This window comes from Streptomyces iakyrus (assembly GCF_000717055.1).
Lineage (GTDB): Bacteria > Actinomycetota > Actinomycetes > Streptomycetales > Streptomycetaceae > Streptomyces > Streptomyces iakyrus.
This window is the reverse complement of sequence record NZ_JNXI01000002.1, coordinates 139,838-155,355: the sequence shown is the minus strand read 5'-3', so window position 1 is coordinate 155,355 and position 15,518 is coordinate 139,838. Positions and strand designations below refer to the sequence as shown.

Genomic DNA, 15,518 nt, shown 5'->3' with positions numbered 1-15,518 from the left:
CCGCGTCATCGGGAGCAGTACGGCTATGAGTACCCATCAGATGACCACGCTCCTCCTCGCCCTGGCCATGATCTCGCTCCTGGCCTTCGCCGCCGGCGCCCTGGCCCGGCGGTTACGGCAGCCTCCCGTCATCGGCGAGGTGCTCCTCGGCGTCCTGCTGGGGCCGACCCTGCTGAACGGCGCCGTCTCCGACGCGTTGTTCCCCGAGGACATCCGGCCCTTCCTCACCGCCCTCGCCAACCTCGGCGTGGCCCTGTTCATGTTCGCCGTCGGCGCGGAGCTGGACGCGGGCCTGATGCGCGGACGCCGGTTCGTGGCGGGCACCGTCGCCGTCGGCTCCGTCATCCTGCCGTTCCTGCTCGGCGCCCTGCTCGCCCTGTACCTGTTCGCCGGCCACCCGACCGACGACCGGACGGGGTTCGTGCTGTTCATGGGTGCCGCGATGTCCGTGACCGCGTTCCCGGTGCTGGCCCGGATCCTCACCGACCGCGGCATGCAGCGCACCTGGTTGGGCGCGGTCGCGCTGGCCTGTGCGGCGATCGACGACGTCCTGGCCTGGACCCTGCTGGCGGTGGTGGTGGCGATGAGCGGGGCGGGCACCGGCTCGCAGTGGCTCCTGCTGCTGTTCGTGCCGTACGTCGTGCTGATGTTCACCGTCGTGCGGCCCGTGCTGCGCCGCATCCTGGAGCACCGGCGGTTCACCGGACCCGGCAACCCGGCCGCGATGGTCCTCCCCCTCGGCGGACTGCTGCTGTCGGCCGCCTTCACCGAGTGGATCGGCCTGCACTTCATCTTCGGCGCCTTCGTCTTCGGCGCGGTCATGCCGCGGCGCACCACGCGGGGCGGACCGTCGGACGTCACCGGCCAGGTGCGCGAGCGCATCTCCTCCCTCAACGACTACCTGCTGCTGCCGATGTTCTTCATCGTCGCGGGCCTGAAGGTGGACCTGTCCGGCATGAACGGCACGGACCTGCTGGAACTCGGCCTCATCCTGGCCGTCGCTGTGGGCGGCAAGTTCGTCGGTGCCTTCGCCGCGGCACGCGCCACCGGTATGCAGAACCGCCCGGCGACCGCGCTCGCCGTGCTGATCAACACGCGGGGCCTGACGGAACTCATCATCCTCACCGTCGGCCTGCAACTGGGCGCGCTCGACGGCGAGCTGTACTCCATCATGGTCGTGATGGCCCTCGTCACCACGGCGATGGCCGGTCCCCTGCTCCAGCTCATCTACCCCGTACGCCCGGTGCCCCCGGAGATCGCCCCGGCTGTCCCGCCGGCGGGACGGACAGGTGAGGGATCAGAAACCTTCCTCACCGGCCCGGCGCCGGATAATGTGAATTCCGAGCACGCGCCGATCAAGGAATGACCGGCGTCCTGCCAACGTTATTTCCGTCGCCGCAGTATTCGGCGAGAGAAATGCGCGAGAGAAAAGCGTGTGTCCGCCGCCCTACTGAGGGAGCAGAGAATGTCCAATCCTTTCGACGACCCCGATGGCACGTTTCTCGTGCTCGTCAACGAGGAAGGCCAGCATTCGCTGTGGCCGGCCTTCGCCGAGGTGCCGGCGGGCTGGACCGTGGCCCTCACGGAGACCGACCGGCAATCGTGCCTGGACTACGTCGAGGAGAAATGGACGGATATGCGCCCGCTCAGCCTCGTACGCCAGATGGGAGAAGCGTGATGGGCGACACGGTGAAGCCGTTCCTGCTGACCGAGGACGATCTCGAGGAGTCGTTCTTCGGCGAGGAGCCCAGCGCCGCGTACGACCCCGTCTTCCTCTCCGGTGACGAGTCCGGCCGGGTCCTCATCGATCTGATCAACACGCTCACACACGGCACCCACCCGGAGGCGGTGGACCACGCCGCCGGGCTCTACACCAACGTGGTCGGCTCGGTGGTCTTCCACCACGTCGCGCGGTTCCGCGGTGACGGCGCCCAGCGGATCCTCCAGGAGTTCGCTGAGGCCCTGCACAAGTGCGACAGGTACCGCATGCAGCTGAACGACGGCATGCAGTTCGACGTGACCAAGGCCGCCGTCGAACCACTCGAGAACAGCGCCGGCGAGGCCTTCGTCACCCGGTGGGTGACGACCGCCGACGGCTACCGGATCGAGGGCTCCTGGGCGGTCGCCGTCAGCGGCGACATCCTCTCGTTCATCAACGTGCGCCTTCCCGACCCGGCCGGGATCCACCGGCTGGCCCGCACCGCCCTGGAGCGCATCGCGGCCGGGGCCGCCCCCTCCTGATCGGCGCAGACCGGTTCCACCGGCAGCGACGGGCCTTGGCGCCGCGGTCGCGGAAACACGAGGCGGCGGGCCCCGAACCGGGCCCGCCGCCTCGGCGTTGCCGCGCGTTACGTCGGGTAGCCGTACGCCTGGGCCGCCCGCCGGTACTGCTTCACCAGGAACCGGTCCTCGTTCTCCATCGCCTGCGGAGTGTAGAACTGCCCGAACTTCTCCCGGTACTTCTCGAACCAGTGTCGGTGCTCGGCCAGGAAGAAGATGTCGTGCAGGGCGATCGCGCGGATCGCCAGGACCGGGACCGGCGCCCTGCTCACTGCGAAGTCCGGATTGCGGGCCGCCGGGACCTCACAGTTCTCGTGGAACTGTCCCACCATGAGGCCCTGCGCGACGAACTCGTCCTTCACGCGCAGCTGCGCCTCGTCGAGCAGCTTCGTGTCCTCGGAGCCCAGGTCGGGCAGGGCGACGACCATCGCCCGCAGCATGGGGTTGCGCCCCTGCCAGGAGACCAGCCCGTACTCGCGAAGACTGCTGCGCGCGATCTCCTCGATGAGTTCGAGCGTGGGCGAGTGACCGACGAACCGCACCCGTATCTCCATCGTCCGGTTCTTGCGCGAGGGCGCCACGAACGGGCAGATGGGGCCGATGCGGCCGATCTCCGGATGTCGGGCAGAAATGTATTCGGTCAGCCACGAGTCGACGGCGGCGAGCGTGGAGTCAATACTGACGGCACTTTCACCGGAACTCATGAAATGCAGCCTCTCAATCAGCGTCGGCGGGCATGAATGATCGGCGGCTTGTCCCGCTGGCGGGACAAGCCGGATTAGCCCGAGGTGAGTTACGGACCAGCTTGCCCGATCGAAACTTCCGGCACTAGCGTCGACCGCACGGTGCCGATATTGATGACACGGCAGAATTCGTACCCCGCCCTCGCAGAGAATCAGAGGAGCCGCATACGTGCGCATCAGCATCGATCGAAACGGCTGCATCGGCAGCGGCCAGTGCACGCTGACCGCCCCCGCCCTGTTCGCCCAGGACGACATGGGAATCGTCTACGTGCTGCCGGACGGCGCGGACGGTACGGAGGACCCATCGGTCCGTGAGGCCGAACTGGCCTGCCCCGTGCAGGCCATCACGGTCGCCGAGGACTGACGTGGACTGACCCCGCGCGGAGAAGCCGAAGTCACTGGGCGCCGGGCAGAGGCGGTGGCTCGGGGACTCCTCGCCGGCGATCACCCTCGGTTACTATGCTCACTTCATGCCGGAGGCCGGAAGCACTGATGACAGGCAGTTCCCGCTGTTGGGAGCCTCTGGAGAACGACCGTGGATCGCAAGGTCAATGAAGGGGGTGGCCTGAGGGAATGCTGAGAGACGTCACCGCGACCCGCTACATCGCACCCTTGCGGTCCGGCGGCTCCGTCCCCGGAATCGTCGAGGCCGACGACCTGGGCACGTATGTCGTGAAGTTCACCGGCTCCGCGCAGGGCCGCAAGGCACTCGTCGCCGAGGTGATCGTGGGGGAGCTGGCCCGTGCCCTCGGGCTGCGCTTCCCCGAGCTGGTCCTGGTGCACTTCGACCCGGCGATCGCGGACCACGAGCCGCACCAGGAGGTGCGGGGCCTGCACGCGGCCAGCGCGGGTGTCAACCTCGGCATGGATCACCTGCCGGGCGCGCGGGACTTCACGCCGGAGCTCGCCCGGGTCTTCCCCGTCGGTCCGCTGGAGGCGGGGAAGGTCGTCTGGCTGGACGCCCTGACCGTGAACGTCGACCGCACGGTCCACAGCTCCAACCTGATGGTCTGGCCCACCCTCGGGGTCGCACCCCCGCGCCTGTGGCTGATCGACCACGGCGCCGCCCTGGTCTTCCACCACCGCTGGGACGCCGCCGACCCCCGCAAGGCCTACGACTTCCGGCACCACGCCCTCGGCCACTACGGGCCCGACGTCCGGGCCGCCGACGCCGAGCTGGCGCCCCGGGTCACCGAGGAACTGCTGCGGCGCATCCTCGCCGAGGTCCCGGACGCCTGGCTCGCCGGCGAACCGGGCTTCGCCACCGTGGACGAGGTGCGCGAGGCGTACGTGACGTACCTGCACGCGCGCGTGCAGGCGTCGGGCGAGTGGCTGCCCACGGGCTTCCCCACCCGGGAGGAACTCGCCGCCGAGGAGGCCCTGCGGGCGGCGAAGAACCAGCAAGGACGCCCCGCGTGGCTCAAGCAGGTACCCGACCTGCACGGCAAGCCCGCGGCTCAGCAGGATTGGTCGGTGCACCTCGGATGACGGACGTCCAGCGGATCGAGATCGAGTACTGCACCCAGTGCCGCTGGCTGCCCCGCGCCGCCTGGCTGGCGCAGGAACTGCTCACGACCTTCGAGGCCGAACTCACGGAACTGGCCCTCAAGCCCGGCACGGGCGGGGTGTTCGTGGTCCGCGTCGGTGACGAGGTCGTCTGGGACCGGCGCGAGCAGGGCTTCCCGGAGCCGACGGCCGTGAAGCAGGCCGTACGCGACCGAGTGGCCCCGGGGAAGTCCCTGGGCCACTCGGAGAAGCCGTCCGCCGGCTGAGTCAGCCCTTGAGCTGCTCGTACGCCGGCAGGGTCAGGAAGTCGGCGTAGTCCTCGTCGAGGGAGACCGTCAGCAGCAGGTCGTGGGCCTGCTGCCAGTTGCCGGCCGCGAAGGCCTCGTCGCCGATCTCGGCCTTGATGTTCGCGAGTTCCCCGGCGGCGACCTTGCGGGCCAGATCGGCGGTGACCTGCTCGCCGTTGTCGAGGACGACCTCCGCGTTGATCCACTGCCAGATCTGGGAGCGGGAGATCTCGGCGGTGGCCGCGTCCTCCATCAGGTTGAAGATGGCGACTGCGCCCATGCCGCGCAGCCAGGCCTCGATGTAACGGATGCCGACCTGCACGGCGTTGACCAGACCCGCGTAGGTGGGCTTGGCGTCGAGCGAGTCGACGGCGATGAGGTCGGCCGCCTTGACGTCGACGTCCTCCCGCAGCCGGTCCTTCTGGTTCGGCTTGTCGCCGAGGACCTTGTCGAAGGACTCCATGGCGATCGGCACCAGGTCGGGATGGGCGACCCAGGAGCCGTCGAAGCCGTCGCCGGCCTCGCGGTCCTTGTCGGCGCGGACCTTCTCGAAGGCGACCTTGTTGACCTCCGCGTCCCGGCGGGAGGGGATGAAGGCCGCCATGCCGCCGATGGCGTGCGCGCCGCGCTTGTGGCAGGTGCGGACGAGGAGTTCGGTGTAGGCGCGCATGAACGGGGCCGTCATCGTCACCGCGTTGCGGTCCGGCAGGACGAACCTGGCGCCGCCGTCACGGAAGTTCTTGACGATGGAGAACAGGTAGTCCCAGCGGCCCGCGTTCAGCCCGGAGGCGTGGTCGCGCAGTTCGTAGAGGATCTCCTCCATCTCGTATGCGGCGGTGATCGTCTCGATGAGGACGGTCGCGCGGACCGTGCCCTGCGGGATGCCGCAGTACTCCTGCGCGAAGACGAACACCTCGTTCCACAGGCGCGTCTCCAGGTGGGACTCCGTCTTGGGGAGGTAGAAGTACGGGCCCTTGCCGAGGTCCAGCAGGCGCTGGGCGTTGTGGAAGAAGTACAGGCCGAAGTCGACGAGGGCGCCGGGCACCGGGGTGCCGTCGGCGTCGACGAGGTGACGCTCGTTCAGGTGCCAGCCGCGCGGGCGCATGACGACCGTGGCGAGCTCCTCGTTCGCCTTCAGGGCGTAGGACTTGCCCGACTTCGGGTCCGTGAAGTCGATGTTCCGGGTGTAGGCGTCGATCAGGTTGACCTGGCCGAGGACCACGTTCTCCCACGTGGGCGCGGAGGCGTCCTCGAAGTCCGCGAGCCATACCTTGGCGCCCGAGTTGAGGGCGTTGATGGTCATCTTGCGGTCGGTGGGACCGGTGATCTCGACCCGGCGGTCGTTCAGTGCGTCCGGGGCCGGAGCGACCTTCCAGGAGTCGTCGGCGCGGATCGCGGCGGTCTCCGGGAGGAAGTCGAGGGTGGAGGTGCGGGCGATCTCGGCGCGGCGCTCGGCGCGGCGGGCGAGGAGCTCGTCACGCCGGGGCGTGAACCGCCGGTGCAGCTCGGCCACGAAGGCGAGCGCCGCTTCGGTGAGGACCTCCTCCTGCCGGGGCAGGGGCTCGGCGTCGACGATGGCCAGCGGGGACGGCGCTGGAGCGGACATGAACGGTCACTTCCTTCAGCGAGCTGTGAAGACGAGCCGGCGTGCTTGGCACCGGGTGCCAGTCTTCCCGGATACGGCGTTCGGCGCCCGCGATGGGGGTGCCCCTGGCTCATGCGAAGCCGAGAGCTGGGGGAAGACGGGCGCTTCTGAACAGTGGATACTAGTTTCCTCATGGTGGAAGTTCAATCGTCTGTTGATGTCGAGATTCTCAGGGTCGAGGCAAGGTGGCGCTCCGTGCCACCCCGCTCACTCCAGGTGGGCCAGATCGGCTTCGGTGTCGATGTCGAAGGGCCGGGCGACGTCCCCGCACTCGACGAGGGCGACCTGCGGCCGGTGCTCCTTCAGATAGGCGCGTGCCCCCCTGTCACCGTGCGCAGTCGCGGCGACGCCCGCCCAGTGGGCGGCGCCGAACAGCACCGGATGGCCGCGCACGCCGTCGTACGCCGCGCAGACGAGCGACTCCTCGCCCTCGTACGCGGCAAGGACCCGGGCCACCGCCTCGGGGCCGATGCCGGGCTGGTCGACGAGCGACACCAGCGCGGCCCGCGCGCCTGTTCCGGTCAGTGAGTCGAGCCCGGCGCGCAGGGAACTCCCCATCCCCTGCTCCCAGTCGGGGTTGCCGACCAGGACGCACCCCGGGAGCGAGGCCCGGGCGCGCACCTCGTCGGCCTGCGCGCCGAGGATCACATGGACGGTCGCGCAGCCGCCCTCCCGCAGCACCCGCACCGCGTGCTCCACCAGAGGTCGTCCCCGGTGCGGGAGCAGCGCCTTGGGCCGCCCGCCGAGCCGCCGTCCGCCACCTGCCGCGAGCAGCACTCCCGCAACCGCCGGTGCCCCGTCCGTCGTCTCCCGTGTCGTCATGGCTCCTGCATACCGCACGCCCCGTACAGGGGTGCGACAGCGCGGGGTGCGCGTCGGACGGGCGTACGCCTCCGGCCAGAAAGTCACTCAGCGAAACAAGTCGATGACGCAATGGACTGGCGCCTGGTGGTCCGCGTCGTTTACTGTCGCCCGCACCGACCTGCCGAGTGCCCGACGGCTGCCTGGTGTGGGGGACTTGGCGTCGGAAGGGCACGCGCACGACGAGGTGCGAGGGGGAGGACTGTGTTGCGGAGCGTCGAGCAGAAGCGGCAGGGGCCTGTGACCGGCGGCGCCGAGGATCCGCGCGTGACGGAGCTGCGCTCCGCCGTGTCGCGGTTGCGCCGCCGACTGGCCGCCCATCCCGGCGAGTTCGCCGACCGGACCGTCGCCGAGGAGGAACTGGCCGCCGTGGCCGCCATGGCCGCCGACGGCATCCCCGAGATCACCGGCCTACGCCGCTCCCTGCTGCTGATCGCGGGCGCGATCGGTTCGGTGAGCGCGCTGTCCGCGGAACTGAGGGAGGTCCGGCGGGCGGTGGATCTCTTCGGGGGGCCGGTGCGGGGCAGGGGCCAGGGCTAGGCCCGGCCGGGCGCACCGGGGGCCGCGAGACGCCGGGCTGGTCCGGGTGTCGGGTTCTGTGCCGACGCCGGGCTGATCTCGGCGACAGGGTTGCGTGCCGATGCCGGGCTGACCCGGCTCGACACGGCTGAGTGCGGCACCGGGCCGGTGTGCACGCCACAGCAGGTGGCGGGCGCTGCCCCGGCCCTGTCGGGCCCGGCGGTGGGGCGCCGTGCCCTGTGGTCCGTACGGTTACGCGGGGCTCTGGCTCGCGAGCGCCTCGGACAGTTCCCCCGCGACCTGCTGGAGCACCGGCACGATCTTGCCCGTCGCCGCCTCCGTGACCCGTCCCGCCGGGCCCGAGATGGAGATGGCCGCGGCGGTGGGGGAGTCGGGCACCGGGACCGCGAGGCAACGGACCCCGATCTCCTGCTCATTGTCGTCGATGGCGTAACCCTGCCGGCGCACGTCCTCCAGGGCGGCCAGGAACCCGTCGGGCGTCGTGATCGTCTTCTCCGTCGCCGCCGGCATGCCCGTACGCGAGAGCAGCGCCCGCACCTCCTCCGGCGGGAAACCGGCCAGCAGGGCCTTGCCCACGCCCGTCGAGTGCGGCAGCACCCGCCGGCCGACCTCGGTGAACATCCGCATCGAGTGCTTCGACGGCACCTGCGCCACGTAGACGATCTCGTCCCCGTCCAGCAGGGCCATGTTCGCCGTCTCGCCGGTCTCCTCGACCAGCCGTGCCAGGTAGGGCCGCGCCCAGGTCCCCAGCAGCCGGGAGGCCGATTCGCCGAGGCGGATCAGGCGCGGGCCGAGCGCGTACCGCCGGTTGGGCTGCTGACGTACGTAGCCGCAGGCCACGAGTGTGCGCATCAGGCGGTGGATGGTCGGCAGGGGCAGTCCGCTGCTCGCCGACAGCTCGCTCAGGCCCACCTCCCCGCCCGCGTCCGCCATCCGTTCGAGCAGGTCGAAGGCGCGCTCCAGGGACTGGACACCGCCGTTGGCGGAGGACCTGGCGGAGTCGGTGGTGCTGGCGCTGGACGTCGGCACGGGGCGTTCCTTTCGGGTAGCATTTCGCTTCCCGGGATGTTAATTCCGCTTCGTGGAAAAGTCCAGGGGTGGGTGCCGTGTGCGCTCTGTAGCAGTGTGCCCTTGACGGGGCCGAAGTGGGAGTGAAGACTCCTTCAACAGAACGTTGAAGAAAGGGGTTCGGGTGTCCGACGCTGAACTGGTGCTCCGCTCGACGCGTGTCATCACTCCCGAGGGGACCCGCGCCGCATCGGTCGCGGTCGCCGCCGGCAGGATCACGGCCGTCCTCCCGTACGAGGCCCCCGTACCGGAGAGCGCCCGCCTGGAGGACCTGGGCGACCACGTCCTGCTGCCCGGCCTCGTCGACACGCACGTGCACGTCAACGACCCGGGCCGCACCGAGTGGGAGGGCTTCTGGACCGCCACCCGCGCCGCCGCGGCCGGCGGCATCACGACGCTCGTCGACATGCCCCTGAACTCCCTCCCTCCGACCACGACCGTCCCGCACCTGCGCACCAAGCAGCGGGTCGCCGCCGACAAGGCGCACATCGACGTCGGCTTCTGGGGCGGCGCGCTGCCCGACAACGTCAAAGAGCTCCGATCGCTGCACGAGGCCGGTGTGTTCGGCTTCAAGGCGTTCCTGTCACCGTCCGGCGTCGACGAGTTCCCGCACCTGGAGCGGGACGCCCTCGCCGCCACCATGGCCGAGATCGCCGCCTTCGACGGCCTGCTCATCGTGCACGCCGAGGACCCCCGGCTCCTCGCCTCCGCCCCGCAGCAGCCGGGCCCGAAGTACGCCGACTTCCTCGCCTCCCGCCCCCGGGACGCCGAGGACACCGCCATCGCCCAGCTCATCCGCGAGGCGAAGGCCCTCCACGCGCGCGTGCACGTCCTGCACCTCTCCTCCAGCGACGCCCTGCCGATGATCGCCCGGGCGCGGGCGGAGGGCGTCCGCATCACCGTGGAGACCTGCCCCCACTACCTGACCCTCACCGCCGAGGAGGTCCCCGACGGCGCCAGCGAGTTCAAGTGCTGCCCGCCCATCCGCGAGGCCGCCAACCAGGACCTGCTCTGGCAGGCGCTCGCCGACGGCACCATCGACTGTGTCGTCACCGACCATTCCCCGTCCACGGCCGACCTCAAGACCGACGACTTCGCGACGGCCTGGGGCGGCATCTCCGGACTCCAGCTGAGCCTGGCCGCGGTGTGGACGGAGGCCCGCAGGCGCGGGCACGGCCTGGAGGACGTGGTGCGCTGGATGTCCGCGCGCACCTCCGAACTGGTCGGGCTCGACGACCGCAAGGGCGCCATCGCGGTGGGCCGCGACGCCGACTTCGCCGTCCTCGCCCCCGACGAGACCTTCACCGTCGACCCGGTCGCCCTCCAGCACCGCAACCGCGTCACGGCCTACGCCGGCAAGACCCTGCACGGCGTCGTGAAGTCCACCTGGCTGCGCGGGCAGCGCATCGTCGTGGACGGCGAGTTCACCGAACCGAAGGGGCGGCTCCTCACCCGGACCAACTGATTCCCATCCCGGACACCCGAAAGGCAGACCTGATCATCGTGACGGCGATCCCCAGCTTCACCGGCGACGCGAACCCCTACGGAGGCGGCGACCCGTACGCGGACTACCGCACCGCCGACTTCCCCTTCACCCGGTACACCGACCTCGCCGACCGGCGCCTCGGTGCCGGTGTCATCGCCGCCAACGACGAGTTCTTCGCCCAGCGCGAGAACCTGCTGGTGCCCGGGCCCGCCGAGTTCGACCCCGAGCACTTCGGCCACAAGGGCAAGATCATGGACGGCTGGGAGACGCGCCGCCGCCGGGGCGCCTCCGCCGATCACCCCTGGCCGACCGAGGAGGACCACGACTGGGCGCTGGTCCGCCTCGGCGCCCCGGGCGTGATCCGCGGGATCGTCGTCGACACCGCCCACTTCCGCGGCAACTACCCGCAGGCCGTGTCCGTCGAGGGCACCCGCGTCATCGGCTCCCCGTCGCCGGAGGAACTCCTCGGTGACGACGTGAAGTGGACGACCCTCGTCCCGCGCACCCCGGTCGGCGGCCACGCGGCGAACGGGTTCGCCGTCGATGTCGAGCAGTGCTTCACGCACCTGCGGGTCAACCAGCACCCCGACGGCGGCATCGCGCGCCTGCGCGTCCACGGTGAGGTCGTCCCCGACCCGGCCTGGCTGGAGGCGCTCGGCACCTTCGACGTCGTTGCCCTGGAGAACGGCGGCCGGGCCGAGGACGCCTCCAACCGCTTCTACTCGCCCGCCTCCAACACCATCGCGCCGGGCCGCTCCCTCAAGATGGACGACGGCTGGGAGACCCGGCGCCGCCGCGATCAGGGCCACGACTGGATCCGCTACCGGCTGGCCGCCCAGGCGCAGATCCGCGCCCTGGAGATCGACACGGCCTACCTCAAGGGCAACAGCGCCGGCTGGGCGTCGGTGTCGGTCAGGGACGGCGAGGAGGGCGACTGGCAGGAGATCCTGCCCCGCACCCGCCTCCAGCCCGACACCAACCACCGCTTCGTCCTGCCGGAGCCGGCCGTCGGCACGCACGCGCGGGTGGACATCTTCCCCGACGGGGGCATCTCCCGGCTGCGCCTGTTCGGCTCCCTGACCCACGAGGGCACGAGCCGGCTGGCGGCACGCCACCAGGAGCTGGGCGGCTGAACGACCCCGTGACCGTGGGGCGCACCCGCCGGACGGCATCGGTGCGCCCCCGCGTGCCTGACACCGCCGAGACCTCCTCCCCGGTCACGTGCCTCGGGGCCGGGCGCCGCCGGTGTGCCGGGCGTGGCTCAGGCCGCGTGTCCGGAGTCCTCCGAGAGCACGGCCCGGGTCGTGTGCGTCGGGGCCGCCGGACGGCATCGGTGCGCTCCCGCGTGTCTCACGCCGCGTGGCCGCCGTCCACCGGGAACTCCGCCCCGGTCACATACGTCGCCCCCGCCAGGTAGGCGACCATCGACGCCACCTCGTCCGCCGTCCCGAACCGGCCCAGCGCCGTCATCGCAGCCTGGCCGGCCGCGTACGGCCCGTCCGCCGGGTTCATGTCCGTGTCGATCGGGCCGGGAAGGACGAGGTTGGCCGTGATCCCGCGTCCGCCCAGCTCCCTGGCCAGCGCCTTCGTCAGACCGGCCAGGGCCGCCTTGCTCGTCGCGTAGAGCGTCCCGCCGGGTCCCGGCACCCGCTGGGCGATGCAACTGCCGATCGTGATGATCCGCCCGCCCTCGGGCATCCGCGCCGCGGCCGCCTGGGAGGCCAGGAAGACACCCCGGACGTTGACGTCGAGGACCCGGTCCACCTCCGCGAGCGACAGGGCCTCCAGCGGTCCGAGCACCCCCACCCCGGCGTTGTTGACCAGGATGTCGAGCCCGCCCAGTGCCTGGGCCGCCGCGTCCACCACGGCGGCCGCCTCGGCTGGCTCGGCCACGTCCGCGCGCAGCGCCACCGCCCGGCGCCCCAGCGCCTCCACCTCCCGGACGACGTCCTCGGCCGCCTCCTTGCCGTTCACATGGCCGACGGCCACGTCCGCGCCCTCCCGCGCGAGCCGTACCGCCGTCGCCGCGCCGATCCCACGGCTCCCGCCGGTCACGAGAGCCACCTTGCCGTGCAGAGTTCCCTGAATGGTCATGAGTCCATCCCAGCGGCCGCACGGCACTGGCGCTGGCGGCGAACGGACGTCGAGGTGGGGGCGCCGGCGGCGTGCGTACGGCCCAGCGATGAGTTGCGGGCGGCGGCGGGGTCTGAACCGATGGCAGCAGATCCCGGCCCACCGGAAGGAAGGCACCCGCCATGGGCAAGCTCGTCTCCACCCTCTTCGTCACCCTCGACGGCGTCTACCAGGCCCCCGGCGGGCCGCAGGAGGACACCCGGGGCGGTTTCACCCACGGCGGCTGGAGCTTCCCGTACGCCGACGAGGACTTCGGCCGGTTCATCGACGAGGTCTTCGCCCGCCCGGGCGCCTTCCTGCTCGGCCGCCGTACCTACGACATCTTCGCCACGTACTGGCCCAAGGTGACCGACCCCGCCGACCCGGTCGCCTCCAAGCTGAACTCCCTGCCCAAGTACGTGCCTTCCTCGACCCTGAAGGACCCCGGCTGGGCGGGCACCACGGTGCTGACCGGCGATCTCGCCGAAGAGGTCGCCGCCGTGAAGGAACGCACCGACGGCGAGGTCCAGGTACACGGCAGCGGTGCCCTGGTCCGGTCCCTGCTGGCGCTCGACCTCGTCGACACCCTGCACCTGCTGACCTTCCCGGTCGTGCTCGGCTCCGGGTTCCGGCTGTTCACGGAGGGCGCCGTACCGACCGCGTTCGAGCACACCGGCGGGAGCGTCACCGGCGCGGGCGTGTCGGTCCAGACGTACGCCCTGAAGGGCCGCCCGGAGTACGGCGAGTTCGCACTGCCGGAGGACGCGTGAGGGCGCCGGTGCGTGGATGAACTCCCCGCGAACGCACGGGGCTTCACAGGAAATTCTCCACGCTTGTCATTGACATGCCAGTGTCTACGCGCGTCATCATGAGGTCCATGAATTTCCCCCCACGCGCCTCGCGGCTCGGCGCAGCAGCCGCCCTCCTGTCCGCCCTCCTCGTCGGCGGAACCGTCTCCGCCACCACGGCCGGCGCCGCCCCCACCGCCGTCGGCGACATCTGCTACAGCGCCCTGCCGTCCCAGGCCCACGACACGCTCGGCCTGATCGAACAGGGCGGCCCCTACCCGTTCGACCAGGACGGCACCGTCTTCCAGAACCGGGAAGGCATCCTGCCCAGCCAGTCGTCCGGCTACTACCACGAGTACACGGTCATCACCCCGGGCTCCTCCACCCGCGGAGCGCGGCGCATCGTCACCGGTGAGCAGAACCGGGAGGACTACTACACGGCCGACCACTACGAGTCGTTCGACCTGGTCGACTACGGCTGCTGAGCCCGGCCGGGGCCGCGGGCCGGACGTCCGTCGGGCTGCTCAGACGGACTTCCGGCTCCCGGCCGCCGCGAACAGGGCGACACCCAGCACGAACAGCGCGACGCTCGCGTAGACCTCGTAGCCGTCGAGGAACCCCAGCCGCTGCACCAGGCCCCAGTTCCAGTCGGTGAACTCGTGCACCAGGCCCGCCACGCCCTGGACCAGGGCGAGGAAGCCGAGAATCTCCAGTACCTGCTTCATGCCGTCAGCCTCGCCCCGCGGGCCCCCCACGCACATCGGCCGCGAGGCGGGCCGCCGGGAGCGGAAGTCCCCGTTCCGGCGCCACGACGGCATCGAAAGTCTGCCCCGCGGCGACTTTGGTCGACGATCGCGCGCGAGGGCGGGTGCGACGGGCCTGCGCTGCGTAGATTTGCCCCTCGTGAGTGGTGACGACGTGGGGCACGCCCCGGCGGTGCAGCAGGGGGGAGAAACGCCCGCGCTGCTGACCGGGCGCAGATGGTTCTTCCCCTCGGCCCTCCTGCACGAACTCGACCCCGACGCCGCGCCGGCCGGGCGGCGGCCCCGGCGCACCGCCCGCGACTGGGTCGTCGACTTCTCCTGCTTCCTGCTGGCCGTGGTGGTGGGCGCGACGGCCGTCGAGGCGCTCACCGACAACCCCCACGTGCCGGACGGACTCGCCGTCGTCGACCAGGTGATCGGTGCGCTGGCCTGCGCGGCGGTGTGGCTGCGGCGCCGCTGGCCCCTGGGCCTGGCCGTGGCGCTGACCCCCCTCAGCGTCTTCTCGGACACCTCGGGCGGTGCGGGCCTCATCGCCCTGTTCACCCTGGCCGTGCACCGCCCCTTCCGGTACGTGGCCTGGGTGGGCGGCGTCAACGTGGCGCTGGTGCCCCTCTATTACTGGGTGCGCCCCGAAGCGGACATCCCCTACCTGGTTGCCGTGCTCTTCGCCGGACTGCTCACCGTGGCCGTCGTCGGCTGGGGCATGTTCGTACGGGCCAAGCGCCAGCTCATGGTGAGCCTCCGGGACCGTGCCCGGCGCGCCGAGACGGAGGCGCGGCTGCGGGCCGAGCAGGCCCAGCGGCTCGCCCGCGAGGCCATCGCGCGCGAGATGCACGACGTGCTCGCCCACCGGCTGACCCTGCTGAGCGTGCACGCCGGCGCCCTGGAGTTCCGGCCCGACGCGCCCTCGGCGGAGACGGCGCGGGCGGCAGGCGTGATCCGGGAGAGCGCGCACGACGCGCTCCAGGACCTGCGGGAGATCATCGGCGTGCTGCGGGCGGGCGAGCCGGACGACACCGGCCGCCCGCAGCCGACGCTCGCGGCGCTGGACACCCTGGTCGCCGAGTCCCGCGAAGCAGGAATGAAAGTCTCCCTCGACCACCGCGTCGAGGACCCCGCCGCCGTCCCGTCCTCCGTCGGCCGCACCGCCTACCGGATCGCCCAGGAGGGCCTGACCAACGCGCGCAAGCACGCACCCGGCACGGACGTCACGGTGACCGTCACCGGCGCCCCGGGCACCGGCCTCACCATCCGGGTGCACAACCCGCCGCCCGAGGGCGAGGTGCCGCCCGTCCCCGGCTCCGGCCAGGGCCTGATCGGCCTCACCGAGCGGGCGGTCCTCGCCGGCGGCCGGCTGGAGCACGGGCCCACCGCGCAGGGCGGGTTCGAGGTGCGGGCGTGGCTGCCGTGGGGATGACCGCTCCCGCCCCGAGCCCGG

18 protein-coding genes are annotated in these 15,518 nt (G+C 71.4%); 12 read left to right on the top strand and 6 right to left on the bottom strand.

Going from position 1 to position 15,518, the window contains the following annotated elements; all coding sequences use genetic code 11:
* Positions 1 to 25: 25 nt before the first annotated feature.
* The 3 genes from OO68_RS03410 (at position 26) to OO68_RS03400 (ending at position 2,241) form a co-directional block, all read left to right on the top strand.
* Entirely contained in the window at positions 26 to 1,366 is a 1,341-nt protein-coding gene (locus tag OO68_RS03410; RefSeq protein WP_078625155.1) for a cation:proton antiporter, read from the top strand.
* Between the two features lie 99 nt (positions 1,367 to 1,465).
* Positions 1,466 to 1,678 carry an MbtH family protein gene (locus tag OO68_RS03405; RefSeq protein WP_033306588.1) on the top strand — a complete coding sequence of 71 codons (213 nt, stop codon included), beginning with the start codon at positions 1,466 to 1,468 and terminating at the stop codon, positions 1,676 to 1,678.
* The gene (locus tag OO68_RS03400) at positions 1,678 to 2,241 is read left to right on the top strand and encodes a hypothetical protein (protein WP_033306587.1); all 564 of its coding nucleotides are present in this window, start codon (positions 1,678 to 1,680) and stop codon (positions 2,239 to 2,241) included. The genes OO68_RS03405 and OO68_RS03400 overlap by 1 nt, the downstream gene beginning before the upstream one ends.
* 107 nt (positions 2,242 to 2,348) lie before the next feature.
* Here OO68_RS03400 and OO68_RS03395 read toward each other — a convergent pair whose 3' ends face one another.
* Positions 2,349 to 2,984 carry a DUF6875 domain-containing protein gene (locus OO68_RS03395; RefSeq protein WP_033306586.1) on the bottom strand — a complete coding sequence of 212 codons (636 nt, stop codon included), beginning with the start codon at positions 2,982 to 2,984 and terminating at the stop codon, positions 2,349 to 2,351.
* A gap of 208 nt (positions 2,985 to 3,192) precedes the next feature.
* Between OO68_RS03395 and OO68_RS03390 the strand changes: the two genes are divergently transcribed.
* From OO68_RS03390 to OO68_RS03380, 3 genes are all read left to right on the top strand, one after another.
* Complete coding sequence (locus tag OO68_RS03390; RefSeq protein WP_033306585.1) at positions 3,193 to 3,387, top strand: ferredoxin; 195 nt, start codon at positions 3,193 to 3,195, stop codon at positions 3,385 to 3,387.
* Between the two features lie 209 nt (positions 3,388 to 3,596).
* Positions 3,597 to 4,511 (top strand): HipA family kinase, encoded by a 915-nt coding sequence (locus OO68_RS03385; protein ID WP_033306584.1) that lies wholly within the window; start codon positions 3,597 to 3,599, stop codon positions 4,509 to 4,511.
* Positions 4,508 to 4,795, top strand: a complete 288-nt coding sequence (locus OO68_RS03380; protein ID WP_033306583.1) for an Rdx family protein — start codon at positions 4,508 to 4,510, stop codon at positions 4,793 to 4,795. Before OO68_RS03385 ends, OO68_RS03380 begins: the two co-directional genes overlap by 4 nt.
* Position 4,796: 1 nt before the next feature.
* Here the strand turns inward: OO68_RS03380 and aceB are convergent, their stop codons facing one another.
* Positions 4,797 to 6,422: a malate synthase A gene (aceB, locus tag OO68_RS03375; RefSeq protein WP_033306582.1), complete on the bottom strand. Its 1,626-nt coding sequence runs from the start codon at positions 6,420 to 6,422 to the stop codon at positions 4,797 to 4,799.
* Positions 6,423 to 6,668: 246 nt separating this feature from the next.
* Positions 6,669 to 7,283: a nucleotidyltransferase family protein gene (locus OO68_RS03370; protein ID WP_051814351.1), complete on the bottom strand. Its 615-nt coding sequence runs from the start codon at positions 7,281 to 7,283 to the stop codon at positions 6,669 to 6,671.
* Between the two features lie 243 nt (positions 7,284 to 7,526).
* Between OO68_RS03370 and OO68_RS03365 the strand changes: the two genes are divergently transcribed.
* Positions 7,527 to 7,862, top strand: a complete 336-nt coding sequence (locus tag OO68_RS03365; RefSeq protein WP_033306581.1) for a DUF5955 family protein — start codon at positions 7,527 to 7,529, stop codon at positions 7,860 to 7,862.
* Between the two features lie 231 nt (positions 7,863 to 8,093).
* Here OO68_RS03365 and OO68_RS03360 read toward each other — a convergent pair whose 3' ends face one another.
* Entirely contained in the window at positions 8,094 to 8,891 is a 798-nt protein-coding gene (locus OO68_RS03360) for an IclR family transcriptional regulator (RefSeq protein ID WP_033306580.1), read from the bottom strand.
* A gap of 163 nt (positions 8,892 to 9,054) precedes the next feature.
* On the opposite strand from OO68_RS03360, the gene allB reads away from it, so the two are divergent.
* Together allB and alc are read left to right on the top strand one after the other, a co-directional pair.
* The gene (gene allB, locus OO68_RS03355; protein ID WP_033306579.1) at positions 9,055 to 10,395 is read left to right on the top strand and encodes an allantoinase AllB; all 1,341 of its coding nucleotides are present in this window, start codon (positions 9,055 to 9,057) and stop codon (positions 10,393 to 10,395) included.
* Between the two features lie 38 nt (positions 10,396 to 10,433).
* Complete coding sequence (alc, locus tag OO68_RS03350) at positions 10,434 to 11,549, top strand: allantoicase (protein ID WP_033306578.1); 1,116 nt, start codon at positions 10,434 to 10,436, stop codon at positions 11,547 to 11,549.
* A gap of 217 nt (positions 11,550 to 11,766) precedes the next feature.
* Here alc and OO68_RS03345 read toward each other — a convergent pair whose 3' ends face one another.
* Complete coding sequence (locus OO68_RS03345; protein WP_033306577.1) at positions 11,767 to 12,510, bottom strand: SDR family oxidoreductase; 744 nt, start codon at positions 12,508 to 12,510, stop codon at positions 11,767 to 11,769.
* A 161-nt stretch (positions 12,511 to 12,671) separates the two neighbouring features.
* On the opposite strand from OO68_RS03345, the gene OO68_RS03340 reads away from it, so the two are divergent.
* Entirely contained in the window at positions 12,672 to 13,298 is a 627-nt protein-coding gene (locus OO68_RS03340) for a dihydrofolate reductase family protein (RefSeq protein WP_033306576.1), read from the top strand.
* A gap of 107 nt (positions 13,299 to 13,405) precedes the next feature.
* A complete protein-coding gene (locus OO68_RS03335; protein WP_033306575.1) occupies positions 13,406 to 13,801 on the top strand; it encodes a guanyl-specific ribonuclease in 396 nt (131 codons plus the stop codon).
* Between the two features lie 39 nt (positions 13,802 to 13,840).
* Here the strand turns inward: OO68_RS03335 and OO68_RS03330 are convergent, their stop codons facing one another.
* Complete coding sequence (locus OO68_RS03330) at positions 13,841 to 14,041, bottom strand: hypothetical protein (RefSeq protein WP_033306574.1); 201 nt, start codon at positions 14,039 to 14,041, stop codon at positions 13,841 to 13,843.
* 238 nt (positions 14,042 to 14,279) lie between these two features.
* On the opposite strand from OO68_RS03330, the gene OO68_RS03325 reads away from it, so the two are divergent.
* The gene (locus tag OO68_RS03325) at positions 14,280 to 15,497 is read left to right on the top strand and encodes a sensor histidine kinase (RefSeq protein WP_209442543.1); all 1,218 of its coding nucleotides are present in this window, start codon (positions 14,280 to 14,282) and stop codon (positions 15,495 to 15,497) included.
* The last annotated feature ends 21 nt before the right edge of the window (positions 15,498 to 15,518 follow it).

Coding starts and splice junctions, on each gene's coding strand:
- OO68_RS03410 (WP_078625155.1), top strand. CDS start 26: ATGAGTACCCATCAGATGACCACGCTCCTCCTCGCCCTGGCCATGATC.
- OO68_RS03405 (WP_033306588.1), top strand. CDS start 1,466: ATGTCCAATCCTTTCGACGACCCCGATGGCACGTTTCTCGTGCTCGTC.
- OO68_RS03400 (WP_033306587.1), top strand. CDS start 1,678: ATGGGCGACACGGTGAAGCCGTTCCTGCTGACCGAGGACGATCTCGAG.
- OO68_RS03395 (WP_033306586.1), bottom strand. CDS start 2,984: ATGAGTTCCGGTGAAAGTGCCGTCAGTATTGACTCCACGCTCGCCGCC.
- OO68_RS03385 (WP_033306584.1), top strand. CDS start 3,597: ATGCTGAGAGACGTCACCGCGACCCGCTACATCGCACCCTTGCGGTCC.
- OO68_RS03380 (WP_033306583.1), top strand. CDS start 4,508: ATGACGGACGTCCAGCGGATCGAGATCGAGTACTGCACCCAGTGCCGC.
- aceB (WP_033306582.1), bottom strand. CDS start 6,422: ATGTCCGCTCCAGCGCCGTCCCCGCTGGCCATCGTCGACGCCGAGCCC.
- OO68_RS03370 (WP_051814351.1), bottom strand. CDS start 7,283: ATGACGACACGGGAGACGACGGACGGGGCACCGGCGGTTGCGGGAGTG.
- OO68_RS03345 (WP_033306577.1), bottom strand. CDS start 12,510: ATGACCATTCAGGGAACTCTGCACGGCAAGGTGGCTCTCGTGACCGGC.
- OO68_RS03340 (WP_033306576.1), top strand. CDS start 12,672: ATGGGCAAGCTCGTCTCCACCCTCTTCGTCACCCTCGACGGCGTCTAC.
- OO68_RS03335 (WP_033306575.1), top strand. CDS start 13,406: ATGAATTTCCCCCCACGCGCCTCGCGGCTCGGCGCAGCAGCCGCCCTC.
- OO68_RS03330 (WP_033306574.1), bottom strand. CDS start 14,041: ATGAAGCAGGTACTGGAGATTCTCGGCTTCCTCGCCCTGGTCCAGGGC.